Below are 24,177 nucleotides of genomic sequence, written 5' to 3'. Positions count from 1 at the left end.
CCTGCGGCTCCACCGTCGAGGTACTGGAGCTGATGGTCGACGACCTGTGGGCCCGGGACACCGGCCCGACCTTCGTCACCGGCCCCCAGGGCCTGGCCGGAGTCGACTTCAACTTCAACGGCTGGGGCAACAAGCAGACCCACGCCAACGACGCCAAGGTCGCCCGCACCCTCCTCGACCACTACGGCATCACCCGCCTCCAGGCCCCGGTCACCGGCGAGGGCGGCGGCATCGAGGTCGACGGCGAGGGCACCCTGATGGCCACCGAAAGCTGCTGGGTCAACGACAACCGCAACCCCGGCAAGACCCGCGACCAGATCGAGGCCGCCTTCAAGGATCTGCTCGGCGTCGACAAGGTGATCTGGTTCAAGGGCGTCGCCGGACAGGACATCACCGACAGCCACATCGACGCCCTGGCCCGCTTCGCCGAACCCGGCACCGTCGTGCTGCACCGCCCGGCCGCCCACACCCCGCCCGACGTCTGGAGCATGGCCTCCGACCAGGCCCTCCAGGTCCTCAGGACCGCGACCGACGCCAAGGGCCGGGCGCTCAAGGTGGTCGAACTCCCCGAGCCCGACTTCAACCTGATCCAGGGGACGGGGAAGGAATTCCTCGCCACCTACGTCAACTACTACCTCTGCAACGGCGGCGTCATCGTCCCGCGCTTCGGCGACCAGGCCGCCGACGACCGCGCCGCCGGCATCATCGGCGACCTCCACCCCGACCGCAAGGTCACCCGAGTCTCCATCAACCACATCGCCGCGGGCGGCGGCGGCATCCACTGCGCCACCCAACAGCAGCCCGCCTGACAGCGCGCAACACCTCGTGCCCGGGTCGGGTCCTGTCCGCCGACCGGACCCGGCCCCGAACGGCGGCCGGCCCGGGACCCGTCCAGGTACGGGTTCCGGGCCGGCCCGTCGGTCACCCCAGGGCGGGGATGTCGTGGGTGGCGCAGTGGATCCCGCCGCCACCGGCCGCGATCGCGTCGATCTTCACCGGCACGATCTCCCTGCCCGGGAAGTACTGCTTGAGCACCTGCTGCGCCCGCTCGTCGGCCCGGTCGTCGCCGAACTTCGGCAGGTAGACGCCCTTGGAGCCGATGTAGAAGTTCATGTACGAGGAGACGAAGGCGTCGCCGCGCCCGGTGATCTTGTCCGGGTCGGGCTGCTGGAGCTCGATCACCTGGAGCTTCTTGCCGGTCGCGTCGGTGGCGTTGTTGAGGACGCCGCGGGCCTGGTCGGCCGCGCGGGACCAGACGTCGGCCGGGCCGCCGGGGAAGGCCTGGTCGAGCAGGACGACGCCGGGGGCGGCGAAGCGGGTCAGGCAGTCGACGTGGGCGTCAGTGATGTCCTTGCCCTTGACGCCCGCCAGCCAGATCACCTTGGTCACGCCGAGTACCTTCTTGAGCTCCGCCTCGACCTGGTCCCGGCTCATCCCCGGGTTGCGGTTGTCGTTGACGACGGAGCTCTCGGTGACCATCAGGGTGCCCTGGCCGTCGGTCTCGAAGGAGCCGCCCTCGCCGACCAGCCGGGTCTCGATCCGCTCCACGCCGTACTTGGCCAGCACCGTCCGGGCGACCTTGGAGTCGTTGCCGCGCTGCTGCTTGCCGCCCCAGCCGTTGAAGTTGAAGTCGACGCCCTTGACCCTGCCGCCCTCCTCGACGAACACCGGCAGGGTGTCCCGGGCCCACAGGTCGTCGACGGCGATCGGCACCACCTCGACGGCCGAGCCGCAGGCCTTCCTGGCGGCGTCCACCTGCTCGGGGCGGGCCATCAGGACGACCGGCTCGCGGGCCGAGATGGCCTGGGCCAGGCCGGCGACGTCCCGGCGGACGTCGGGCAGCTGGTCGCCCCAGACGTTCTCCGAGGCGGGCCAGGACATCACGGTGCGCAGGTGCTTCTCCCACTCGGCGCCGAGGCGCCGGGCACCGGGGGCGCCGGGGGCGCCGGGGGCGCCGGGGGTGCCGCCGGGCTGGGACGGCGTCGCGGAGCCCTCCATGTCCTCGGTGCCGGTGGGGTCGCAGGCGGTGAGGCCGAGGGTGAGGACGCCGACTCCGGCACCGACCCCGGCGAGGGAGCGGATCACGGCGCGGCGGGACGGGGCGTTGGTCATACGGGTAACTCCGGTCATGGTGGCAGGACGGAGGCGTGCGGCGGGCCCCCGGGTGGTCGTGCGGAGGGCCCTCGGGGCGGTCCTCCGGAGGGTGGCCGGTGCCGCTATGGCATCGGCTCGTGCATGGTCGAGCAGTGGATGCCGCCGCCTCCGGCCATCAGCCGGTCGACGTCGAGCTGCACCACCTCGCGGCCGGGGAAGGCCGCGGCGAGGGCGTCCCGGGCTGCGGCGTCCTTGTATGCGTCGCCGAACTGGGCGGTGATGACACCGCCGTTGACGAGGTGGAAGTTGAGGTAGGAGTCCACGAACTTGGAGCTGCGCGAGCGGACGGTGTCCGGGCCGTGCACCGGGATGACCTGCAGGCGTCGGCCCCGGGCGTCGGTGGCGGCGGAGAGGATCGCGAACTGTTCGCGGGCGTCGCGCGCCCAGGCGTCGTTGCGGTCGGCCGGCGGCAGCTGCACCATGACCGTGCCGGGGCGGATGAACCGGGAGGTGACGTCCACGTGGTCGTCGGTGATGTCCTGGCCCTTGATGCCGGGCAGCCAGATCATGGTGTCCGCGCCGTAGGCCTCCAGGACGGCCTCCTCGATCTCGTCCCGGCTCATGCCGCGGTTGCGGTTCTTGTTCACCAGGCTGCTCTCGGTGGCCATCACGGTGCCGTCGCCGTCGGTCTCGATCGCGCCGCCCTCGCCGACGAAGTCCGCGAAGGAGTAGCGCAGGCCACGGCGGGTGGCGAGCAGTTCGGCGACCCGGGCGTCGTCGTCGTGGACCTGCTTGTTGCCCCAGCCGTTGAAGTTGAGCACCACGGCGTCCAGGCCGCCGTACCCGTCCCGGCGGAAGACCGGCGCGGTGTCGCGCATCCACAGGTCGTCGGTGGGGATCGCGGTGATCACCTCCACGGCGGAGCCGCAGCGGTCCTGTGCCTTGCCCGCGGTCCAGTCGTCGGGGGCGCACATCACCACCGGTTCGAACTCGGCGACCGTGCGGGCGATCAGGGCGATGTCCTCCTGGACGCCGCCCAGGCGCAGGCCCCACACGCCGCGGCGGGAAGGCCAGGACATCCAGGTCCGCGCGTGCGGGACGTCGTCCGCGGGCACCCACGGGTAGGTCTCGGCGGCGTGTGCGTCGTGGTAGCTGGTCATGAGGGTCTCCAGTTCGTGCGACGGTGCCGGGCCAGGGTGCGGGGCCATCAGGACCACTCTTCGCGAGGCGACGCACCGGCGCACATGGGAAACGGGCCGGCGGCAGCACCCTGCCCGCGGGTTCAGGCTTGCATTGACTGAAAAGTTAGTCAAACTCGGCGGCACGCCATGACTCCGCAGATGGAAAGTGCGTACGGAGCGTGACGAATCGGGCGTAAGGAGGCCTGGAACGCGGGCCGGGTGACGGCCCGGCGCGGGACCCGGTCAGGGCCTGATCAGGTGCCGCTCAGGACCCGAGCCGGGATACCTCGGCGTCGATCGCGTCCATCATCAGCGTTCGGGCGTGCGCCAGCGGCAGGCTGCCGCTGAGCCAGCGGGTGCTCAGCCCCTCCAGCAGCGCGGTCAACCGCTCCGCCGCGCCGGCCAGCGCGACCGCCGAGGACATCGGCTGCACCACGCCCAGCTGTTCGGCGATCTCCTGGACCCAGACCCGGGTGGCCCGCGCCAGGTCCTCGCGCAGGGTCTCGTCGAACACCGCGCTCGCCCGCAGCTCACCCCAGGCGGTGCTGTTCTCCCGGACCTCGACGGTGTCCTGGAGTTCCAGCAGCAGTGTCTGCTCCAGCTCCTCGCGGGCGGTCAGCGGCGGCGCGTCCGCGGCGCGCTCGGTCGTGTAGCGTTCGGCCCGGTCGTTGATGAACTCCAGCGTCTGCCGGAGGATCCCGGTGCGGTCCTTGAAGTGGTAGTAGATCAGCGCGGTGGACACGCCCGCCTCGGCGGCGAGCTCCTCCACGCGCAGCCCGCGCACCCCGCGTCGCGCGATCACCCGCGCCGCTGCTTCCATGATCGACGTTTTACGGCTAGACACGATCCACCACCTTACCCGCGGGTCGGGCCAAGTTCGCCCGCTGTGCTGAAAGTCCTGTCAGCTGGGACGCGGGGTCCGGAGCGGCCGCAGTCCGGCTTTCGGACAAGGGCCCGGGGGAGGAATGCTTGAATCTGCTGACCTTTCACATTGCCGCCACCTGTGGCGACTCCCGTATCGTCGCCGGGCGGTCCGGGCGGTCCGGGCGGTCCGGGCGGTCCGGGCGGTCCGGGCGGTCCGGGCGGTCCGGGCGGTCCGGGCGAGCCGGTGCCGCGGGTCGCCCGATCTTCATCACCACCATGGGAGAGCGCCGGACATGATTCCACGTCAAATGGCGAAGCGCGCGAGGGCTCGGGCAGCATCAGGAGGAAAGGGCTCTTTCCTGGGGAGGTGATGACGATGTCGGGACCTGCCGGCTGAGCGAGGTGAGGGCCGCACGTGCTCACTCTGGGTGATGGGCTGCTGACCGTGTGCCTCACCCTGGGAACGGCCGACACCGTTCGGGCCGCCGTCGCGGGCGAGGTCGACATCTGCGCGGCGCGGGGACTCACCGCCACCTCGTGGATGCGGCAACAGCTGCGAGGCCGGAATCGTCGTCGACCTGACCGAGGTGACGTTCGTGGACTGGGCCGGCCTGTCGGCGCTGCTGACCGCACGCGGGCCGCCGAACACGGCGACGCCGGCCGAGGCTCGGTAGTCGGCCACGATGGACGGGACGGCCGCGCGGCAGGCGGCCAGGTAGGCGGCGCGGACCTCGGCGGGGATCGCGGCGGCGTCGCGCGACCACAGATCGAGGAAGCGGCCGAAGAACTCGTCCGCCGACGCCGCGATCATCCGCTCCGGCAGGCCCGGCGGCTGGGCCATCAGGTACAGGTGGAAGCCGACGGCCGCCGACCTGCCGCGCATCATCTCCCACATGTCGAGGGTCGGCAGGACGTCCAGTGAGGCCAGGTGGGTGACCCGGTCGGGGTGGTCCATGGCGGTGCGGAAGGCGACCAGCGCGCCCCGGTCGTGCCCGGCCAGCGCGAAGCGTTCGTGGCCCAGGGCGGCGGCGAGGGCGACGATGTCGGCGGCCATGGTGCGCTTGGCGTAGGCCGGATCGTCCTGGGTCTGCGCGGGCTTGTCGCCGGCGCCGTAGCCACGCAGGTCCGGGCAGATCACGGTGTGCTCGGCGGCGAGATCGACGGCGACGTGCCGCCACATCAGGTGGGTCTGAGGAAAGCCGTGCAGCAGCACGACCGGGCTGCCCTGGCCACCGATCGCGGTGTGCAGGGCGACCCCGTCCGCGACGGGCACCCGGCGGTGGCCCGCAGCCGGCACCAGGCCGTGACCCCGGAGCAGCCCACGGTCTCGGTAGGGACGTCGCGCCAGGCAACGCCGGTCCGCAGCACGTACACGATGCCGGCGAGAGCCGCCCTGTCCGGGATGCGAAGTCGTCCGGGATGGCGGTGGCGTCGTACGGGAGAAGGTGGCAGTAGCGGAGCCACCCGCTCCCACAGGTCGTTCGGAACAAGATCAGCGCGCACCTGGGCCCCCTGCAGATCAAGATCGCCGAGCGCAAGACCCACAGTTCAACTCGCCCAGAAACGATCAGTGGGAGCGTTGGATCACGTCTCCCGCCGGGTGGTCGGCCAGGGGATCTCCTGGAGAACATCCTCAGGAGTCGGCACCGCGTCCGGGTAGTGCTGGCGGATCTTCCGGAGTACCGAGGCATCCGCGGTGCAGAGGTCCCAACTCGTGCTGTCGAACTCCCGCAGCACCACCCTCAGCTCGTCCCCTGCATACCCCGCGAAGTCCCCGTCAACAAACTGAACATCCGGCGCGACCAGGGCCAGCAGCTCCAGGGTGCCGATCCCGGCACCGGAAGAAGCCTTCTCGATCTCGGCGAACCTGGTGACGAGTCGAGCATCGTCGATCCGCACTTTCCAAGTGAGACCGAGCCCAAAGCTCCCGAGGCGCACGAGGAGTTCCGCCAGCGTGACGTAGTACCGATTGGAGGCACGGTCCTGCCCGGGAGGACGGTCACGCCAGGCCGCGAACGTGATCGACTGAAATGCCCCAGGGGACCCTGCCATCGATGCGGCTCCGTTCGCTTGCGAGGATCAGCGTGCTCCCACGGCATGATCTTCCTTGACGGCAGCTGCAGATCATTTTGAAACCGTCAGTAAACCCGACCCCGCTGGCTGGAGACCTAAAACCCCATGTGCGAAATGCAGGGCTAGTCAGTGGTTGCGACGCCCGTGGCGGGGACCGGTGAGACGAATCGCCGAGCCCGCCCGGCCCGAGGAAGCCGGGCCGGGCGGGCTCCCGGTGTCAGTGCGACCAGTAGGGGTCGTCGACCGTCGCGCAGGTGGCGGCGTAGGCCTGCCCTCCCGGTCCGAACCTGTCGATCCACTCGCGATCGCGGATGTCGGTGACATTGAACACGGAAGCCCACACCTCGGCACAACCCTCCACTCCCGAGACGAACCGGAGGCTGAACCCTGAGCCCTTCACCTCCACCGAGCCCTTGTTGCGCTCGACCGAGTAGCCCTTCCCGGTCCAGAGTGCCTGGACGACGTCGAGCGGCTCCTGATTCCGGGTAGGGGTGATCCGCACTCGGGCCGCCTGGCGGGCGGACATCTCCGCCCGGCCCGTCCTCTTGCACCCGGACGTACCGCAGAGTCCGGTCAGGTCGGGGTCGCTTTCGTACCTCGCCTCGGCCCACTGGAGCCCCGGGTGGAATGCCCCCGCGACGTCGGCGAGCTCGGCCTCGATCCGCTGCTGTGCCTGGTCGACCGGCACGGTGGGTTCCTCGGGCTCCGGCCAGGCGTACCAGCCGACCAGGAGTGCCAGCAGTACCCCCGGCACGGTCATGCGCCATATCGCGGCCCTCACCTCGGATCCTCCCTGGTGATCGTGTTCCCGTGGCCGCTCCCGAGCTGCGATGCCTTGTTCACCCCGACTCCCGGGCTGCCGACCAGGACGATGTCGTCGACGGGCAGGCCACCGGGCTGCTGGGTCGCTTTCCCGACCACCAGGGAGCCGTAGCTGTGTCCCTGCGCGGTCATGTGCGCCGGCGCCCCCTCGTGGGTGGCCCGGAGTCCGGTGAGGAACTTGTTGTACGCGGCTCCGCCCTCCTCCGCCCGGTCCTGCATGAGCACCGAGGAGCCAGTGCCCTCCAGCTGCGGGGCGTCGAACCCAGCCAGAACACGGACGCGACGCTCGGCGTCTCCTTGTTGTCCCCCGCACTGTTCACTGCGGAATCGTAGATGCGCGGACGGTCAGGGGGCGACCAGGGCATGTCGCCGGATGCTCGACCGGGCGCGGGCACGCTCGGCCGGGTGAACTCCTCGCTCCCTGCCAACCGCCGGCCCAAGACGCTCCTCCCGCACCCGACGAGATGGCTCGTCACCGGGGCCGGCGGGTTGCTCGGGCACGAGGTGACGGCGGCGCTGGCCGCCGAGGGCGTGACCGCGGTCGCCCTGGACCGGCGGGCCCTGGACGTCACTGACCCCGACGCGCTCGTCGAGGCCTTCGCCCGGCACCGCCCCGACCTGGTGGTCAACTGCGCGGCCTACACGGCGGTGGAGGCCGCCGAGGCGGACGAGGCGCGGGCGCTGCGGGTCAACGGGGACGGGCCGCGGCAGCTGGCCGCACTGTGCGCCCGGCACGGCACCCGGCTGCTGCACCTGTCCACCGACTACGTCTTCCCCGGCGACGCCGACTCCCCGTACCCGGAGGGGCATCAGACCGCCCCGCGCAACGCCTACGGGCGCAGCAAGGCCGCGGGCGAGCGGGCCGTCCTCGCACTGCTGCCGGAGCTCGGCGCGGTGGTCCGCACCGCCTGGCTGCACGGCGCGCACGGCCGCAGCTTCGTCGGGGTGATGGCCGAACGGGCCCGGGCCGGCCGGACCGTCGACGTGGTGGCGGACCTGGTGGGGCAGCCGACCTGGGCGGCGGACGTCGCGCGGCTGCTGCTCGCGCTCGGCCGGACCCCGGGCGCGGGGCGTCTTCCACGCCACCAACGCCGGCCGGGCCAGCTGGTACGAGCTGGCCCGCGAGGTGTTCCGGCTGGTCGGTGCCGATCCCGGCCTGGTGCGGCCGGTGCCCGCGGCGGCCGTCGCCGGCCCCGCCCCCCGGCCGCGGTACACCGTCCTCGGCCACGACCGCTGGCACGAGGTGGGCATCCCGGCCCCCCGGCCCTGGCGGGAGGCGCTGGCCGAGGCGCTGTCGGCGGCGCCCCGGGAGGAACCGGACCGGCCCCGCTGACGGCGGGGCCGGGTGCCGATCCGGCCGGCTCAGCCGGTCCAGGCGGCCCGCCGGTGCCGGTGGGTCAGCCCTTCGAGGACCGGGATCAGATCGGCGGGTGAGGGCATGGCCCCGATCTCGTCCCGGAGCCGCGCCGCTCCGCGCGCGAACGACGGGTCGTCGAGCACCCGGGTCACCAGCCCGTGCAGCTCCGCCGGGGTCAGCGGGCCGGTGCCGGACCAGCGCACTCCCGCCCCCGACCACTCGATGAGCTCCGCCCGGGGGCGCAGGTCCCACAGGTCGTTGGGGACGACGACCTGCGGGACGCCGTGCACCAGCGCGTTCTGCGCGGTGCCGAAGCCGCCCTGGTGCACGATCGCGGAGCAGGACGGCAGCAGCGCGTCCAGTGGGACGAAGTCCACCGCCCGCACGTTGTCCGGCAACGGGCCGGCCTCGGCCAGCTGCGCCGTGTCCAGGGTCGCCACCACCTCCGCGTCCAGCTCGGCCAGTGCCTCCAGCAGCACCGGCACGGAGGTCCGTTCGCCGCCCATCACCTCGCGGAAGGAGATCCCGAGGGTCAGGCAGACCCGGGGCCGGCGCGGTGGTTCGAGCAGCCACGGCGGCAGCACCGCCCGCCCGTTGTACGGGACGTGCCGCACCGGTACCCAGGGCAGGTCGGTGGGCGTGCGCAGCGCGGCCGGCGCGGGGTCGAGGGTCCACTGACCGGTCACCAGGTCCTCGCTGAACCCGCCGCCGTACCGGGCCGCCGTCCAGTCCAGCCACTCGGCGAGCGGGTCCTCGCGCAGCTCCCCGGACCGGGCAGTCAGCGACTCCCGGTGCCGTTGCCGCATCGTGCCCACCAGGTCCAGGCCGTAGAGCAGGCGCGCGTGCGCGGCGCCGGCGGCCCGGGCGGCGACGGCCCCGCCCATCAGCAGGGTGTCCCAGACGACGAGGTCGGGGCGCCAGCGCCGGGCCAGCGTGACCAGGTCGTCGACGGTCTCCTCGGCCGAGAAGTTCTGGAAGATGGCGGAGGTCATCACGGTGAACAGGCCGTCGAGGAAGTCGGGCGTCAGGTGCTCGGGCCGGTCCTCCGTCATCCGCATGAGCTCCTGGGCGTCGGGCGGGTCCGTCAGGCGCTCGGCCGCCCGCTCCTGCCGGCGCCGCAGCTCCGCCACGGACTCCTCCTGGGCGAGCGGCGGTCCCACCGCGGTCGCGGGCAGGCCGGCCGCGACGATGGTGTCCAGCAGGTCGGGCTGGCTGGCCACGCGCACCTCGTGGCCGGCGGCGCGCAGCGCCCACGCCAAGGGCACCTGGACGTGGAAGTGGGCCTTGGCGGCCACGGTCACAAATAGCACTCGCATGGGGCGAGCGTAGGAAGGCGGCCTCGACCCTTCCTCGACGCGTTCCCGGCCCGCGTTCCCGGCCCGCGTTCCCGGCCCCCGTTCCCGGCCCCCGTTCCCGGCCCCCGTTCCCGGCCCCCGTCCGTCGCGGGACGTCACCGGGCGGGCAGCCACGCCTCGTCGTCGGTGGCGTGCGCCAGCACCCGCTGGAGGAGCTCGCGTAGGGTCTCGACCTCGTCCGGGTCGAGGTCGCCGAGCAGGTCCGCCTCCACCCGGGCGAGCGGGCCGTCGATCCGGGTCAGCATGTAGCGGGCCGTGTCGGTGAGTTCCAGCCGGCGCGAGCGGTCGTCGGCGCCGGGCCGGCGGCGCACGTGGTCGGCCTCGACCAGTTCGTCGACGAGCCGGTGCACCGACTGCCGGGCGATGCCGAGCTGACGGGCCAGGTCAGCCATGGTCAGCCCGGGCTCGTGGGACAGCTGGGTGAGCAGGCCGTACTGGCGGACCGTCAGGTCGTAGTGGTTCAGGCGCTCGTCCACCCGGCGCGTCGCCACCGTGCTGGCCACGGCCAGGAGATAGGGGATGTGGGTCCTCAAGGGCGGTTCACCTCAACCGGGGGAGCCGTGATCGTTTCCCCTCCGACGGTACGTCATGTCCCGCTGCGGTGAGGACCGGGGCGGTGCTCGGCGACCAGGCAGGGTCTCGCGCTCGTCCGCCTTCGCGCCGGTCAGCGCGAAGGCGACTGGCAGGCCGTGCAGGGTACACAGCAGGTGCAGGCGCAGGCCTCAGAAGAACCGGGAGTGGCTGGCGCAGTAGCCGTATTCGGCCCAGCCGGCCAGGTCCGAACGCTTGGCCGTCTCGCGCGAGCGCCCGCACTCCACCGGTGTGGAGTCGACGACCCAGACAGTGTCGGTCCACGGCGACGTGTCTCGGGCGAGCAGGCGGTTGACCCGTGCGACCAGGTCCGCGGCCTTGCGCAGGCGCCTGTTGTAGCCGGACTGCCCGGGCAGGTAGGGGAACAGGTGCCGCAGGTGGGATGAGGCGTGGCGGATCCAGCGGCGCTCGGAGGTGAAGCCGAGCAGGGCCTGCATCACCGCGAGGGTGACCAGTTCGGCGTCGCTGGGCCGCGGCTTGATGCCGATCTCGGGACGCCACGGCGCCAGATGCGGCGATTCCTTAGCAGGTCGTCGGTCTTCACGTAGAGTGCGGCGGCGGGGGAGTCCAGATCAGGCGTCACAACCGATCTTTGGACTCCCTCGCTTCATGTCATGCGCGCCAGCGAGCCCTTGGCATCAATCATCTAGAAGATCACTGAAAATCTTTCAGGTTCTGGCCTCACCTGGTCCGGGGTGAGGCCAGACTGCTGTGTGTGCAGGGGGACTGGGCTGGTGGGCTGGTCGGGCCGGATGTGTGGGAGACCTGCCGGGAGCTGATCCCGGCAGGGAGTGTGTTCGCGTTCCTGGCCGAGCACCGGGAGGCGCTGTTCCCGGGTTCGATGTTCGCGGACATGTACCCCTCGACGAACGGGCGGCCGAGCATGCCGCCGCAGGTCCTGGCGGCCACGATCGTGTTGCAGTGCCTGCACGGGCTGTCGGACTTCGACACGGTCCAGGAACTGCGCTGCGATCTGCGGTGGAAGGCCGCGTGCGGGCTCGGCCTCAACGACACCGCGTTCGACCCTTCGCTGCTGACCTACTTCCGCCGACGCCTGCAACGCTCCGGCGATCCGAACCGGCTGTTCACCAAGGTCAAGGACGTCGTCGCTGCCACCGGCATCCTCAAGGGAAAGCACCGGCGGGCACTGGACTCCACCGTGCTGGACGACGCGGTCGCCACCCAGGACACCGTCACCCAGCTCGTGGCCGCGATCCGCCGGGTGATCCGCGACGTGCCCGGCGCCGAGCGGGTTGCCACCGCCTGGTGCACCGCCCACGACTACACCGACCCGGGCAAACCCCGCATCGCCTGGAACGACGAGCAGGACCTCGTGGCCGGCCGATCGAAGCACGCCGTGGTCGGCTTCACCAAGGCGCTGGGCCTGGGACTGGCGAAGACCGGCATCACCGTCAACGCGGTCTGCCCCGGCTACGTGGAGACGCCGATGGCCGAGCGGGTCCGGGCGGGCTACGCCGAGGTGTGGGGTACCGCGCCCGAGGCGGTGCTCGAACGGTTCGAGGCGAAGATCCCGCTGGGCCGGTACACCACGCCCGAGGAGGTCGCGGGGCTGGTCGGCTACCTGATCACGGACACGGCGGCGCCGATCACCGCCCAGGCCCTCAACGTGTGCGGCGGGCTCGGCAACTACTGAGCGTGGCCCGGTCACGGCAGCTCGTCCCCGTCCCCGGCGCCGACGTCCGGGTCCGGGGGCGCGGGTGTTCCCTTGAGCTCGTGGAAGCCGGGGGTGCCGGCCAGCAGCAGGGTGGCGTCCCACAGCCGGCCCGCCTCCTCTCCGCGGGGCACGCGGGAGAGGACCGGCCCGAAGAAGGCCACCGGAGGACGGCCGGGCCGTGCCGGGTCGGTGACGGCCACCACCGGGGTGCCGGTGCCCGGGCCCAGCACGCCGAGGGCTTCGGCGTGTGAGGCGCGCAGCGCCGCGTCGTGCGCGGTGGAGGTGCCGGCCGCTGCCAGGGCGGCGGGCAGACCGGCGGCGGCCAGCGCCGTGGCCGGGTCGGTGATCCAGCGTCGGCCGCTGCCGGCCCACAGGGCGCGGTGGAAGCGGACCAGGGCGTCCTGGCCGTGGGCCTGCCGGACGGCGGTGGCGATCCGCACCGGCACCAGGAGGTAGCGGTCGGGATCCCCTTCCGGGTCGTCGTCGCGGCCCTCGTTGAGGAGCGCCAGGCTCATCAGGTGCCAGCGCGGCGTCAGCGGGCGGACCCGGGTCGCCTCCCGCAGCCAGCGGGAGGTCAGCCAGGTGTAGGGGCAGGCGGGGTCGAACCAGACGTCCACGGTGCGGGCGCCGGGGCCCGGCGCGCTGCGGTCGGTCACGGTGACTCCTTCAGGCGAACTGATGTCTCGTCAGAAGTGACACTATGCTGAGGCGTTGCGCATGCCGCGGATCCCGGCCACGACGCCCAGCATCGCGATGGCGCCGGCTGCGAGGAATCCGTACAACACCACCGATTCGGTCAACTGCCCGTCGAACAGGGAGCGTTCGGCCTCGACCACGTGGGTCACCGGGTTGATCCGGCTCAGCACGTAGAGCCAGGTCGGCGCGGCCGCCTCGGTGATCGGCAGCAGCACCCCGGAGAGCAGCAGCAGCGGGAAGAAGACCACTTGCTGTACCCCGTAGAACAGGGTCTGCTGGCGGCGGGAGTGGAGCGCCAGGGTGAAGGACAGCGCGCCGATGCCGACGCCGAAGACGCTCAGCAGCACGAGCCCGGCCAGGGCGCCCGGCAGGTGCAGCCGGAAGTCGGTCGGCAGCAGCAGGAGGAGGATCAGCAGGGCCTGGGTGAGCAGGACCACGACCTCCTTCAGTGTCCGGCCGACCAGCATGGCGGCCCGGTTGAGCGGGGTGACGAGCAGCCGCTCGAAGGCGCCCGAGGAGATCTCGCCCAGCAACGAGGCGCCCGCCCCCGCGGTGGCGGACAGGCCGAGCAGGACGAGCATGCCGGGGACGAACCACTGCCAGGGCGAGCCCGCGCCGGCCGGCCCGCCGCCCGCGCCCGAGCTGGAGAGCAGCGGCGCGAAGAGGGCGAGCAGCAGGAACGGCAGCATCATCGTGAAGAGCAGGCCGACGGGCTGGCGCAGTTCGGGCTTGAGTTCGCGGACGAACGCGGTGCGGGTGTCGGTGAGCACCTTCATGGTCAGGCTCCCTGGTGAGGGCTGGTCGGGATGCCGGCGTCGGCGCTCTCCCGGAGGGTGCGGCCGGTCAGGGTGAGGAAGACGTCGTCGAGGGTGGGGCGGGCCAGCCGGGTGCTGTGCACCCGGATCCCGGCCGCGTCGAGGTCACGCAGAAGCTCCGGCAGTCGGACGTCGCCGTCGGAGGTCCGGACCCGCACCTCCCGGTCCTCGACGGTCACCTCCCGAACGGCCCGCAGAGTGCGGGCCCGGGTGGCGGCCGGGCCGGTGTCGGCGGGGTCGGCGGTCGTGAAGGTGATGAGGTCACCGGCGAGTTCGGCCTTGAGGCGCTCCGGGGAGTCGTCGGCGATCACTCGGCCGTGGTCGACGACCAGCACCCGCCCGGCCCACAGGTCGGCCTCCTCCAGGTAGTGGGTGGTGAAGACGATGGTGGTGCCGAGGTCCTTGTGCAGGCGCAGCACGTGCTCCCAGATGTTGGCGCGGCTGTGCGGGTCGAGCCCGGTGGAGGGTTCGTCGAGGAAGAGCAGATCCGGTTCGTGGACCAGGGCCATGGCGATGTCGAGCCGGCGGCGCTGGCCCCCGGAGAGGGTGCCGACCGTCCGTCGGGCCAGTCCTTCCAGTTCGAGGGCGTCCAGCAGGCGTTCGGCCCGGGCGTGGGACTCGGCGCGGCTCAGGCCGTAGGCGCGGCCCTGGGTGACGAGTTCGTCCATCACCCGGAAGCCGGTGCCGGCGCTGTTGCCCTGGCCGAGGTAGCCGATCCGGCGGCGCACCCCGGCCGGGTCGGCCACCACGTCGTGCCCGGCGACGGTGGCGGTGCCCGCGGTCGGCGGGAGCAGGGTGGTCAGCATCCGCAGACTGGTGGTCTTCCCGGCACCGTTCGGGCCGAGGAAGGCCACCACGGAGCCGGCCGCGATGTCGAGGTCGAGACCGCGGACGGCTTCGACGGTCTCTCCCTTGGCGCGGAAACTTCGGGTGAGTCCGCGGGTGTGGATCATGAGGTCTCCCGTACGGGGGCGTGGAGGGCGGAGCGGAGAGTGGAGCGGAGGTCACGGCTGCCGGGGGCCGATCGGAGCGGCCCCGGCCAGGCGGAGGAGAAGCCGGCTGCTCCGGGCTCTTGACTTCTGAGAGCTTAGAAGCGTCAATAACGTCACTGTCAGGGCTGCTGACAGTCTTCTTCCCGCCCTCGGAACCCCGTTCGAGCGCGCCGCGTACCAGCGACCCTCCACCGGCCCGCCAGCGACGGACCCCAGGCTGATCGCCGACGGACGATCGGCCGCAGGCCGCACGGGAAGGTCGGTGAACCCCATGGCAGGACTCACGCGCAGACGGTTGATGGAGCTCTCGACGATGGCCGGGGGAGCCGCGCTGCTCGGTGCCCCGGCCGCCGCCGCCACTCCGGCGGCCGGAGCGCCTGCCCCCCTAGGACCGGTGGTCCTCGCCCCGGACGACCCCCGCTACACCGAACTCACCACCCGCGGGCACAACGGCCGCTTCACCGGCTCCCCGGACGTGGTACACCTGGTCGGCTCGCCCGGCCAGGTGGTCGCCGCGGTCGAGCAGGCCGCCCGGGACCGCAAGCGGATCGCGGTCCCCAGCGGCGGCCACTGCTTCGAGGGCTTCGTCGACGACCCCGCCGTCCGGGTCCTGATCGATGTCTCCGAGATGACGGACGTCTCCCACGACCCGGAGCGGCAGCTCTTCGCCGTCGCGGCCGGCGCCACCCTCGGGCGGGTCTACCGCACGCTCTACCTGGGCTGGGGCGTGACCCTGCCGGGCGGCAGCTGCCCCGGCGTCGGGGTGGGCGGCCACGTCGCGGGCGGCGGCTACGGGGCACTGTCCCGCCGGTACGGGCTGGTCGTCGACCACCTGTACGGTGTCGAGGTCGTCGTCGCGGACCGGTCCGGCCGGTCCCGCCTGGTCACCGCCACCCGGGACTCCACCGGGCCCGAGCGCGAGCTGTGGTGGGCCCACACCGGCGGCGGAGGAGGCAACTTCGGGGTCGTCACCCGCTACCTGTTCCGGTCACCGGGCGCCGCCGGCGCGCCGGGCGACAGGCTGCGACCACCGGGCGTCGGCTCGTTGGCGAAAGCCTGGTGGTATCGCAGCTCTTGTTGACGGAACCTTGGCGAATGTGTCGGAAGTTCAAGGGCGGTTGGGGGTAGGGGCGTCAACGCCTCGTCGGCGGCGCGTCAGGGGTTCGTCAGGGAGGGTGAACGAGCTTGCCCCGGGCGTCCGGGCAGGTTTTGATGGGACGCATGCACCGCTCGACACGCCATCACGACCGCCCGCCGCATAGTCGGCCGCGGATCGTCGCTGTCGCGGTCGCCACCGCCGTCCGGTAGGACCGAGCTCCTTCCCGCTGGTCGTCGGCCGACGCACGGGCCCGGTTCCGTTCACCGTCGTCCGTGTCGATCGTCCCTGCCCGTCCCCTGCCGTACTCGGCTCCGAGCGCGGGGGGACTGGCGGTTCATCGCTTTACACCCCTGTCGCACCGGCGGCTCCGGAACGCCTGGCCTCGCGCCGCGTCGTCGCCGCACCGCGCCGGTGCCCTTCCACCCTGGATGAGTCATGTCCGAATCCGTCCTGTCCGCCCGTACCGCCCTGGTCACCGGCGCCTCCTCCGGCATCGGCTGGGAGACCGCCCGGCTGCTCGCCGGACTGGGCGCCACCGTGCTCGTCCATGCGCGCACCACCGCCGAGGCGGAGGGCGCCGTCGAGCGCCTGGTTGACGCGGGCGCCCGTCGCGACCAACTGGTCGAACTGGCAGCGGACTTCACCAAACTGTCCGAGGTCGCGGTGCTGGCCGGCACGGTCGTCAAGCACTACCCGTCGCTGGACCTGCTGGTGAACAACGCCGCCGCGATGGCGCCCGAGCGTTGCATTCTCACCGACGACGGCAACGAGGTCTCGCTGCAGGTCAACTTCCTCGCCGCGCACCTGCTTTCCAAGCTGCTGCGCGCCCCGCTCTCGGCGGCCGGCGACGCCCGGATCGTCAACGTGTCGTCCTCGCTGCACCGCACCGCCTCGATGAACTGGTCGGACCCGCACCGGGTGAAGAAGTACTCGCGGGTCGCCGCGTACGCGCAGTCGCAGCTCGCGCTCACCATGGCGACCGCCGAGATGGCCCCGGCCGGTTCCGGCATCACCGCCGTCAGCCTCAACCCGGGCCTGTGCGACACCGCGCTGCTGCCGCTGTACGGGCGGGTCGGCGCGCCTGCCGCCGAGGGCGCGGCGGCCGTGGTGCGGCTCTGTCTGCCCGAGACGGTCGTCGCCAACGGCGCCTACTTCGACGGCGGCGTCATCGCGCCGACCGCGTCGGCCGCCCAGGAGGAGCGATCGCTGAAGCGTCTGGTCAAGCTCGCCGACCAACTGGTCGGCCAGGCCGTCTGAACCACCACCAACCGACGATCACGAGAAAGAGCACGATGTCCAAGCGCGCCCGCAAGAAGAAGGCCCGGCGGAAGAAGAAGGCGAACCACGGCCGCAAGGCCGGGCAGAGCTGACTCCGTAGACCCACCCGGTGCCGCAGGCCCACCCGGCGCCGACCCACCCGGTGCCGCAGACCCACCCGATGCCGCGTGCCACCGGCACCGGATGAACTCCCGTCGCCCCCGAGGCCCGCTGTCCACCTGTACGGACGGCGGGCCTCGGGGGCCGCAGCATGTGAGCCGCGTTCTCGTTGCCGACACCGAGTCGGAGCTGCTGCGCGCACTGCGGATCGGCCAGGAGGACCGGGCGTACGGTTCCAGCCCTGGCCTGCGGCGACAATGCTTCGTCAAGACGGCTGTCGAGGGCGTCAAGGACCCGTCAAGGCGGACGGGCGGATGTTCGAGCACGCCTAGCGTGAGCTGCGAGGAAACGGTTCGCCGCCCGGGCGTGGGGCCTGACGGCGAACCGTTGCCGAACCCCGACCCCGGCGGGTTCCTCCGGGAAGGTTCGGCGGCCAGTGGAAAACAGGGGGAGGGGGTGCGCGGCGATGCCAACGGGAACGCCGGGCGGTACGGCTGTCATGGGGAGCACGGTCGCGTCGGAAACGGCGGGACAGGAGACACCCGTACCACCCCCCGCGCCGCGCGCCCCCTGTCACCGGCCCGGCCGCTCCTGGCGCAGCCGGGCGTGGTGGAACACCCCGCGCCTGGTGCGCGCACTCACCGGGCTCTGCCTGATGGCCCTGCTCGCCGCCGGTACGGCGACCGCGACCGTCCTCGGCGGCGCTCGGGATGGTACGGACGTGATCGGCCACCAGGCCGCCCCCCAGGTGGTGCGCTCGGCCGACCTCTACTTCGCGCTCAACGACATGGACGCCCAGGCCGCCAATCTGCTGCTGTTCGGCGCCGACCCGGACTACACGGCGCTGCGCAAACAGACCCTGGACACCTACGAGCAGCGCCGCACCCAGGCCGACACCGACCTGCAGCACGTCACGGAGGCGGTGGCCGGCGACGCGGCCGGGCAGCGGGCCGTGCAGACCGTCATCGGTGAGCTCGGCCGCTACGAGGCCCTGGCGGCCCGCTCCCAGCTGCTGGAGGAACAGGCCAGCGCTCAGGCCGGCCGGCCCTCGGCGGACGCCCTCGCGGCCTACCGGCAGGCCACCGACCTGCTGCGCCAGCGGCTGCTGCCGGCCGTGGATGACGTGACCAAGGCCAACGCGGCGGTCGTGGAACACAACTACACCGACCAGCGGGACACCCTGTCCGGCGGCTGGTGGGGGATCCTGATCACCGGCGTGCTCGCCCTGGCCGTCCTCGGGCTGCTGCAGCGGCTGCTCGCGGTGCGCTTCCGGCGGCTGGTGAACGTGCCGCTGGCCGCCGCCACCCTGCTCGCGCTCGCCGGGCTGGTCACCGCGCTGACGCTGGCCTCCCGGGCGGACCACCAGCTGGTGGTCGCGAAGAGCAACTCCTTCGACTCGGTGATCGCCCTCAGCCGGGCCCGCGCGGTGGCGTACGACCTCAACGCCGACGAGAGCCGCTACCTGACCGACCCCGCCCGGGCGGCCGCCTACGAGCAGAGCTACCTCGACAAGACCCAGGCCTTCGCCAGGGTCGACGGCGCCACCCTCGCCTCGTACAACGACAAGCTCGCCGCCCTGGCCGACCGGCACCGGGCCGATCACGGCCAGGTGGGCTTCGGCGGGTACCTCGGCGACGAACTGCGCAACATCACTTTCCCCGGCGAACAGGACGCGGCGGAGCGGGTGCTTGCGGCCTTCCAGCAGTACCAGCGGGACGACCGGAGGATCCGCGAGCTGAACGCCCAGGGCAAGCTCAAGGAGGCCGTCACCTTCGACACCGGCACCACCCAGGGCCAGTCCAACGCCGACTTCGACACGCTCAGCGCCGCCCTCGACGACAACCAGGCCATCAACCAGCGGGCAGTCGACAGAGCGGTCGCCGCCACCGACGACGACCTCGACGCCGTCACGGCCGGCCTGGGCGCGGCGGCGCTGGCGGTGGCGCTCGCCCTGGCGGCCCTGGGAGTGCGGCCGCGCCTGCGCGAGTTCGCCTGAGCCGGGCGGCGGTGAGCTGCGGAGGGGCCTCAGGTCCGGTCCGGCAGTGGCTCGGCGCATCGAGGGAGGCGCGCAGGCCCTGGAGCTCACCGATGCCGCCGAGGTCGGGCAGGCCGAGATCGAGGAGGACGGCGTCGGGCTGCTCGCGGGCGGGCAACTGCCCGGGATCTGCTGACGGAACGCGTCGTGACGCGGACGGGCACGACCGGGTGGGTGTGGCGTGCCGAAGGCCGGATGACGCAGGTCAACCGGCCGAATGAGGCCGGTCAGCGGTGGGGCGGGTGCTGTTCGCCCGAGCCGCGGGCGATGAGGCGGGTGTCGACCACTGTGGTGCGGGCCCGGCCGCGGTCGCCGTCGAGGCGGGCGAGGGCGGTGCGGGCGGCGGCGGCGCCGAGCGCGGCCGGGTCCTGGGCGACGACAGTGAGGGCGGGTTCCAGGATGTCGGCCAGGGGGATGTCGTCGAAGGCGACCAGGGCGACCTCGCGGCGCCGCGCGTGGGCGAGGGCGGAGACCGTCCCCATGGCGGCGAAGTTGTTGGCGGCGAACAGTGCGGTCGGTGGTTCCGGGAGGGAGAGCAGCCGGTCCGTGGCGGCGGCCGCGTCCGGCTGGCCGTGGGCGCCGACCACCAGCGTTCGGTCGTACGGGAGGCCGGCGGCGGCCAGGGCGTCCTTGTAGCCGGCCAGGCGTTCCCGGCGGGTGTAGAGGGTGGTCGGAAGGTCGCCGATGAAGCCGATCCGGCGGTGGCCGTGGGCGATGAGGTGGGCGACGCCGGTGCGGGCGCCGTCCCGGTTGGAGGAGACCACGCAGTCGGCGGCCAGGCCGCTGCCGGGGCGGTCCAGGAAGACGACCGGCAGCCCGGTGATCCGGGCGGACCTGAGGTGGGCGTGGTCAGACCCGTCGGCCGGGACGACCATGAGCGCGCTGACCCGCCGGGCGAGGAAGGCGGCGATCAGGTCGCGCTCACGGGCCGGGTCGTCGCCGGAAGAGCCGAGCAGCAGGGTCAGTCCGCGTTCGCGGACGGTGGACTCGATCCCGCCGGCCACCGTGCCGAAGAAGGGGTTGCCCATGTCCGGGACGACCAGGCCGACAGTGGTGTCCGGGCCGCCGGTGCGGATGTTGCGGGCCATCAGGTTGGGCTGGAAGCCGAGCCGTTCGACGGCGGCGAGCACCTTCTCTCGGGTCGCGGCGGAGGTCGGTCCGTCGTTGTTGAGCACCCGGGAGACCGTCTTGGCGCTCACGCCGACCTCCTGGGCGACGTCGTGCAGCGTCGGACGACGGGTCGAGGCCATGGACCACCGTTTCTGTCGGGCGGCGGCCCGGCCTCCGGCCCGGGCCGCCCAGGACTGCTCAGCTGGCGCGGACCCCGGCGGCCCTGGCGGCGTCGGCGTCCGCCACGACAGTACCGCTGCCGTCCTCGGCGACGGTGAGCGCACCGGTCATGATGGCCACCACCTCGGACATCGAGTGGTCGCCCGGCTTGATCAGCGCGGCCCGCCGCCCGAGCCGGTGGACGTGGATCCGGTCCGCGATCTCGAAGACATGCGGCATGTTGTGGCTGATCAGCACGACCGGCAGGCCCCGGTCCCGTACCCGTCGGATCAGGTCGAGTACCTGAACGGACTCCTTGTCCCCGAGCGCCGCGGTCGGCTCGTCCATCACCACCACGCTGCGCGCCCAGGCCACCGAGCGGGCCACCGCGACGGCTTGCCGCTGGCCGCCGGAGAGGGTCGCGCGGGCTCCCTGATCTGCGTGGTGCGGAGGTCCCGAGGCGGGGTCAGGTCCGGCGGCCAGAAATGTCAACGTTGACACCGACTTGCCGAGGATGATGAAGTCATCCCTGCGCGGCGGGCAAGCCCTCTGGGCGCAGCAACTGGGTAATGGTTGAAACCCGGTGAATCGAAACAGAGTTGACGCCCTGTTCTGCGCGACGTTCCGTCACCGACCCATGAGAGGCGGTCCTTCGTGTCCCAGCGATTCGTCGCGGTCCTCGGCGAGTGCGTTGCCGACGCTTTCGCGGACCCGGCCGGCGCCCTTTCGGGTGAGCTGGCCCTGCGCGTGCTGCCCGGCGGCGGGCCGGCCAACACCGCCGTCGCGCTGGCCCGGCTCGGCACGCCCACGCGCTTCCTCGGCCGGATCTCCGCCGACGCCTTCGGTGGTCTGTTTCGCGCCCACCTGGGCTCTGCCGGGGTCGACCTGGGCGCGGTGGTGACGGCCGCCGAGCCGAGCGTGCTCGCCATCGCCACCGTGGACGGCCTCGGCCAAGCGCGCTACGCGTTCCACGCCGATCGGGCCGCCGACTGGCAGTGGAGCGCGGCCGAGCTGGCCGCCGTGCCTCTCGCCGACGCGAGCTGCCTGCACACCGGCTCGCTCGCGCTGGTCCGCGAGCCCGGCGGCGCCCTGGTGGAGCTGCTCCTCGAACGGGCGCGGGCCGGTCTCACCGTCTCGATCGACCCCAACGTCCGCCCGCAGCTGGTGGATCCGGACGTCTACCGGGCCCGGCTTGGCCGGTGGTGCGAGCTGGCGGACATCCTGCGGCTCAGCTCGGACGACCTGGAGCTGCTGCTGCCGGGCGTCTCGCCCGAACGGGCCTGTGACGGCTGGCACGCGGCCGGCGCCCGGCTGGTGGTGATCACCCTCGGCGGCGCGGGGGCGCTGGTCTCGCTGGACGGCGAGCGGGTGCGGGTGTCGGCACCCGAGGTCGCGGTGGTGGACACCGTCGGGGCGGGCGACTCGTTCACCGCCGGGCTGCTGCACCGCCTGGCGCACCTCGGCCGGCTCGGCGGCCGGCTGGCCGGACTGAGCCTCGCCGAGGCCGCCGCGGCGTGCCGCTTCGCCGCCGAGGTGGCGGCCCTGACCTGCTCGGTCACCGGCCCGAACCCGCCCTGGGCGGGGCAGCTCGACATACCCCGTCAGCGCAAGGGCTCTTGACGTGAAGTCAAGGCAAGGCCATCTCTTCCGCAGCCGCTGTCATCGATGACATGAGTCAACGATGACACCATTCCGGAGGAGCGCGCCCCCACCATGCCACTCCGCCTCCGTCCAGTACTTCGTCGGCGACTTCGACGGCACCAGCCGGGGCGGCCCTGGCGCGGCTCCGACCTGCCGGTGCGCCACACCCGACTCCCGCTCCCGGTGAGCGGCGCGGCCCTGGAGATCAACGCTCGGCTGCGGGCCGGCACCGCCCGGGAGTTCGGCCTCGCGATGCACGCGGGCGGCGGGCACCGGACCCGGATCGGCTATGACACCGCGGCCGGCGAGCTGTACGTCGAGCGCACCGTGTCCGGGACCACCGCCTGCCACGAGTCCTTCGCGACCGTGCGCCGGGCGAAGCTGCCTCTGGGCCCGACGGGCCGACTCGACCTGCGCATCCTGGTCGACGCCTCCTCGGTCGATGCCTCCTCGGTCGAGGTCTACGCGGGCGACGGCACGCTCGTGCTCAGGCGTCCACGAGTACGGTGCCCTCGGTGGGGAGCAGGGCCAGGGCGGCGCGGGCGATCCGATCCTTCTCGCGGGCGGCTTTGGAGTCCCGCTCCGCGATGCCCGGCCGGACGGCTGCCGGTTGCTCCCCTGCTTCGACGCCGAGCCGTCCGGGACCTGCTCAATTCCGACGTACTAGTACTCCTGGCGGACCGTCACCTACCCACAGCACCACGCCGACTGGAACCCGACACGGTACTGCCGGTCGCTCATGGCAGTATCGCCGCCGCCGAAGCGCCCGGGCCGTCCGCTGGGTGCACCTCCTCGTCGGCCGGGCCAGGCCAGATGGCCGAGATGTCGTCGCGGTGCTCGTGCGGCAGCAGTACCGGGCGTACGGGCACCGGCTCGGTCACGCCGCGCCGGGTCGCGGTCCAGGGGCAGCAGCGGCCGGTGTAGCTCATGGTGACCAGGACGAGGACCTCGTCCGCGTACACCTCGACGTACTCGCCGATCGTCAGGATCCGCAACGAGCTTGGCTCATGGCCGAGTTCGGCTTCAGTGAGCAGGCTGCCGCCGGGGCCGTGCACCTGGACCCGGCCGTCCGTGCAGTCCACTGTCAGCGCCGGCTTGCCATCGTCGGACCGCAGGACGACCGAAGTCGGCCCGTCAATCGCCACGTCCCCCACCGCGTGCAACACCGGCCGGTCGGTGGGCTGGCCGAGCCAGCGGTCCAGGCCGTGCCACCACTGCAGTCGAGGAGCAGCGCCGTCCGGAAGCACCAGGGCCTTCGGCTGGGCGAGCATGCCACGGCAGGACGCCCCCTGGTCCTGCAGTCCAACCCGGCGGGGCACGGTGTGCAGCACCACCCGGGTCCCGTCCGGAGCGCCTACCACGCGTGGTGCGTAGGCGCCGGACGGGCCGAGGGGGCCTCGGCGCTCCCATGGGCCGTCCAGGCTCGGCGCGGTCCAGGCTTCGACCTGCCGGGTGGCGCCGATGCTGCCGAGCAGCAGCCAGCCGTCGTCCACCCGTTCCAGCACCGGGCATTCCAGCTCGTCCACGTCCCCCGGAGAGATCAACGGCGGGTGCACCTCCCAGTGTTCGAGGTCCGTGGAGGTGGCCAGCCCGACGCAGCCGCTGCGCGCCACCGGGAGGGAGGCGTCGCTGGCGCAGACCACCATGGTCCAGCCTGTGCCGTCGTCGTTGCGGACCACGAACGGGTCGCGCCAGGCCATACCCTCGCCGGTGCGGTACCAGCGCGCATCGGCGCGGACCACCGGCTCGGCGCCGTGCCGCCGCCACCCGGTGCCGTCCGTACGGTCCGACCAGGCCAGGCCCACCGCTTGAAGAGGCCAGTTGGCGGGCGTGAGTCCTGAGACGCCGGTGTAGAACATCGCCATCCCGTCCCCGTGCGGGATGGGATGCATGGTCCACACGGCCTGCTGGTCGAAGCGGCCGGGCAGGCCGGCGCCGAACACCGTGCCCTGGGCCTGCCACCGCACCAGGTCGCGGGAGGTGGCCCGGCCGTAGGAGGTCTCCATCCGGGCGGCGTCGAAGTGCTCCGTCCATGGGCCCTGGAGGTGCAGGACGGTGTAGCCGTCACCGTCCGGGAGCACGGCGAAGTCGTTGAGGCAGAGGCCGGGCGGTGCGTAGCGCAAGGAACAGCTCCTGTCGGGCGATGGAAGCAAGCGTGTGCGTACGGAAGTACCTCGCATCCTTGCCTCCGGCGAAGTGCCCTTAGTAGATCCGAACGCAAACGCTTGCGCAACTGCCCTG

General features: G+C 72.5%; 22 protein-coding genes and 6 pseudogenes. 11 read left to right on the top strand and 17 right to left on the bottom strand.

Features of this window, described 5'->3' with window-relative positions; translation table 11 throughout:
• Positions 1-32 precede the first annotated feature (32 nt).
• A complete protein-coding gene (locus tag ACZ5OX_RS17455) occupies positions 33-809 on the top strand; it encodes an agmatine deiminase family protein (protein WP_465630699.1) in 777 nt (258 codons plus the stop codon).
• 112 nt (positions 810-921) lie between these two features.
• Here the strand turns inward: ACZ5OX_RS17455 and ACZ5OX_RS17450 are convergent, their stop codons facing one another.
• The 8 genes and pseudogenes from ACZ5OX_RS17450 to ACZ5OX_RS17415 form a co-directional block, all read right to left on the bottom strand.
• The gene (locus tag ACZ5OX_RS17450; protein ID WP_465630697.1) at positions 922-2,112 is read right to left on the bottom strand and encodes an agmatine deiminase family protein; all 1,191 of its coding nucleotides are present in this window, start codon (positions 2,110-2,112) and stop codon (positions 922-924) included.
• 104 nt (positions 2,113-2,216) lie between these two features.
• Positions 2,217-3,254 carry an agmatine deiminase family protein gene (locus tag ACZ5OX_RS17445; protein WP_465630696.1) on the bottom strand — a complete coding sequence of 346 codons (1,038 nt, stop codon included), beginning with the start codon at positions 3,252-3,254 and terminating at the stop codon, positions 2,217-2,219.
• A 286-nt stretch (positions 3,255-3,540) separates the two neighbouring features.
• The gene (locus ACZ5OX_RS17440) at positions 3,541-4,095 is read right to left on the bottom strand and encodes a TetR/AcrR family transcriptional regulator (RefSeq protein ID WP_465630694.1); all 555 of its coding nucleotides are present in this window, start codon (positions 4,093-4,095) and stop codon (positions 3,541-3,543) included.
• Between the two features lie 348 nt (positions 4,096-4,443).
• The gene (locus ACZ5OX_RS17435) at positions 4,444-5,436 is read right to left on the bottom strand and encodes an alpha/beta fold hydrolase (protein WP_465630692.1); all 993 of its coding nucleotides are present in this window, start codon (positions 5,434-5,436) and stop codon (positions 4,444-4,446) included.
• Positions 5,424-5,642, bottom strand: a pseudogene (locus ACZ5OX_RS17430) (transposase); the annotation flags it as partial. The pseudogene ACZ5OX_RS17430 and the gene ACZ5OX_RS17435, both read right to left, overlap by 13 nt.
• Positions 5,643-5,723: 81 nt before the next feature.
• The gene (locus tag ACZ5OX_RS17425; protein WP_465630690.1) at positions 5,724-6,038 is read right to left on the bottom strand and encodes a hypothetical protein; all 315 of its coding nucleotides are present in this window, start codon (positions 6,036-6,038) and stop codon (positions 5,724-5,726) included.
• A gap of 391 nt (positions 6,039-6,429) precedes the next feature.
• On the bottom strand, positions 6,430-6,972 hold the full coding sequence (locus ACZ5OX_RS17420) for a hypothetical protein (RefSeq protein WP_465630689.1): 543 nt from the start codon (positions 6,970-6,972) through the stop codon (positions 6,430-6,432).
• Positions 6,973-6,989: 17 nt separating this feature from the next.
• Positions 6,990-7,304 carry an alpha/beta hydrolase gene (locus ACZ5OX_RS17415; RefSeq protein WP_465630891.1) on the bottom strand — a complete coding sequence of 105 codons (315 nt, stop codon included), beginning with the start codon at positions 7,302-7,304 and terminating at the stop codon, positions 6,990-6,992.
• 135 nt (positions 7,305-7,439) lie between these two features.
• Between ACZ5OX_RS17415 and rfbD the strand changes: the two are divergent.
• A pseudogene (gene rfbD / locus ACZ5OX_RS17410) lies at positions 7,440-8,367 on the top strand (dTDP-4-dehydrorhamnose reductase).
• Between the two features lie 29 nt (positions 8,368-8,396).
• Here rfbD and ACZ5OX_RS17405 read toward each other — a convergent pair.
• The 3 genes and pseudogenes from ACZ5OX_RS17405 to ACZ5OX_RS17395 form a co-directional block, all read right to left on the bottom strand.
• Entirely contained in the window at positions 8,397-9,707 is a 1,311-nt protein-coding gene (locus ACZ5OX_RS17405) for an activator-dependent family glycosyltransferase (RefSeq protein ID WP_465630687.1), read from the bottom strand.
• Between the two features lie 134 nt (positions 9,708-9,841).
• The gene (locus ACZ5OX_RS17400; RefSeq protein ID WP_465630685.1) at positions 9,842-10,279 is read right to left on the bottom strand and encodes a MarR family winged helix-turn-helix transcriptional regulator; all 438 of its coding nucleotides are present in this window, start codon (positions 10,277-10,279) and stop codon (positions 9,842-9,844) included.
• Positions 10,280-10,378: 99 nt separating this feature from the next.
• A pseudogene (locus tag ACZ5OX_RS17395) lies at positions 10,379-10,920 on the bottom strand (transposase); the annotation flags it as partial.
• A gap of 156 nt (positions 10,921-11,076) precedes the next feature.
• On the opposite strand from ACZ5OX_RS17395, the pseudogene ACZ5OX_RS17390 reads away from it, so the two are divergent.
• Positions 11,077-11,661, top strand: a pseudogene (locus ACZ5OX_RS17390) (transposase); the annotation flags it as partial.
• A 9-nt stretch (positions 11,662-11,670) separates the two neighbouring features.
• Positions 11,671-11,991 carry an SDR family oxidoreductase gene (locus tag ACZ5OX_RS17385; protein ID WP_465630889.1) on the top strand — a complete coding sequence of 107 codons (321 nt, stop codon included), beginning with the start codon at positions 11,671-11,673 and terminating at the stop codon, positions 11,989-11,991.
• Positions 11,992-12,002: 11 nt separating this feature from the next.
• On the opposite strand, the gene ACZ5OX_RS17380 is transcribed toward ACZ5OX_RS17385, so the two are convergent.
• Genes ACZ5OX_RS17380 through ACZ5OX_RS17370 form a run of 3 tightly spaced genes read right to left on the bottom strand, consistent with a single transcriptional unit; the run spans position 12,003 to position 14,476 of the window.
• On the bottom strand, positions 12,003-12,668 hold the full coding sequence (locus ACZ5OX_RS17380) for a DsbA family protein (protein ID WP_465630683.1): 666 nt from the start codon (positions 12,666-12,668) through the stop codon (positions 12,003-12,005).
• A gap of 42 nt (positions 12,669-12,710) precedes the next feature.
• A complete protein-coding gene (locus ACZ5OX_RS17375; protein WP_465630681.1) occupies positions 12,711-13,484 on the bottom strand; it encodes an ABC transporter permease in 774 nt (257 codons plus the stop codon).
• 2 nt (positions 13,485-13,486) lie between these two features.
• Entirely contained in the window at positions 13,487-14,476 is a 990-nt protein-coding gene (locus ACZ5OX_RS17370; protein ID WP_465630679.1) for an ATP-binding cassette domain-containing protein, read from the bottom strand.
• A gap of 310 nt (positions 14,477-14,786) precedes the next feature.
• Between ACZ5OX_RS17370 and ACZ5OX_RS17365 the strand changes: the two genes are divergently transcribed.
• From ACZ5OX_RS17365 to ACZ5OX_RS17345, 5 genes are all read left to right on the top strand, one after another.
• Positions 14,787-15,596: an FAD-binding oxidoreductase gene (locus ACZ5OX_RS17365; protein ID WP_465630678.1), complete on the top strand. Its 810-nt coding sequence runs from the start codon at positions 14,787-14,789 to the stop codon at positions 15,594-15,596.
• A gap of 453 nt (positions 15,597-16,049) precedes the next feature.
• Positions 16,050-16,871 (top strand): SDR family NAD(P)-dependent oxidoreductase, encoded by an 822-nt coding sequence (locus ACZ5OX_RS17360; RefSeq protein ID WP_465630676.1) that lies wholly within the window; start codon positions 16,050-16,052, stop codon positions 16,869-16,871.
• Positions 16,872-16,906: 35 nt separating this feature from the next.
• Positions 16,907-16,984 (top strand): 50S ribosomal protein bL37, encoded by a 78-nt coding sequence (locus tag ACZ5OX_RS17355; RefSeq protein WP_391732224.1) that lies wholly within the window; start codon positions 16,907-16,909, stop codon positions 16,982-16,984.
• Positions 16,985-17,619: 635 nt separating this feature from the next.
• The gene (locus ACZ5OX_RS17350) at positions 17,620-18,987 is read left to right on the top strand and encodes a hypothetical protein (RefSeq protein WP_465630674.1); all 1,368 of its coding nucleotides are present in this window, start codon (positions 17,620-17,622) and stop codon (positions 18,985-18,987) included.
• A gap of 46 nt (positions 18,988-19,033) precedes the next feature.
• Positions 19,034-19,162: a hypothetical protein gene (locus ACZ5OX_RS17345; protein WP_465630672.1), complete on the top strand. Its 129-nt coding sequence runs from the start codon at positions 19,034-19,036 to the stop codon at positions 19,160-19,162.
• 91 nt (positions 19,163-19,253) lie between these two features.
• On the opposite strand, the gene ACZ5OX_RS17340 is transcribed toward ACZ5OX_RS17345, so the two are convergent.
• Both ACZ5OX_RS17340 and ACZ5OX_RS17335 read right to left on the bottom strand, forming a co-directional pair.
• Complete coding sequence (locus ACZ5OX_RS17340; protein WP_465630670.1) at positions 19,254-20,276, bottom strand: LacI family DNA-binding transcriptional regulator; 1,023 nt, start codon at positions 20,274-20,276, stop codon at positions 19,254-19,256.
• Between the two features lie 58 nt (positions 20,277-20,334).
• Positions 20,335-20,715, bottom strand: a pseudogene (locus tag ACZ5OX_RS17335) (P-loop NTPase family protein); the annotation flags it as partial.
• A gap of 234 nt (positions 20,716-20,949) precedes the next feature.
• On the opposite strand from ACZ5OX_RS17335, the gene ACZ5OX_RS17330 reads away from it, so the two are divergent.
• Positions 20,950-21,915 carry a carbohydrate kinase family protein gene (locus ACZ5OX_RS17330; RefSeq protein ID WP_465630668.1) on the top strand — a complete coding sequence of 322 codons (966 nt, stop codon included), beginning with the start codon at positions 20,950-20,952 and terminating at the stop codon, positions 21,913-21,915.
• A 93-nt stretch (positions 21,916-22,008) separates the two neighbouring features.
• Positions 22,009-22,413: pseudogene (locus ACZ5OX_RS17325) on the top strand (GH32 C-terminal domain-containing protein); the annotation flags it as partial.
• A 260-nt stretch (positions 22,414-22,673) separates the two neighbouring features.
• Here the strand turns inward: ACZ5OX_RS17325 and ACZ5OX_RS17320 are convergent.
• Positions 22,674-24,059, bottom strand: a complete 1,386-nt coding sequence (locus tag ACZ5OX_RS17320; RefSeq protein ID WP_465630666.1) for a glycoside hydrolase family protein — start codon at positions 24,057-24,059, stop codon at positions 22,674-22,676.
• Between the last annotated feature and the right edge of the window lie 118 nt (positions 24,060-24,177).

It is taken from the genome of Kitasatospora sp. NPDC032121, assembly GCF_055580145.1.
This window is presented reverse-complemented; position numbering and strand designations above follow the sequence as displayed.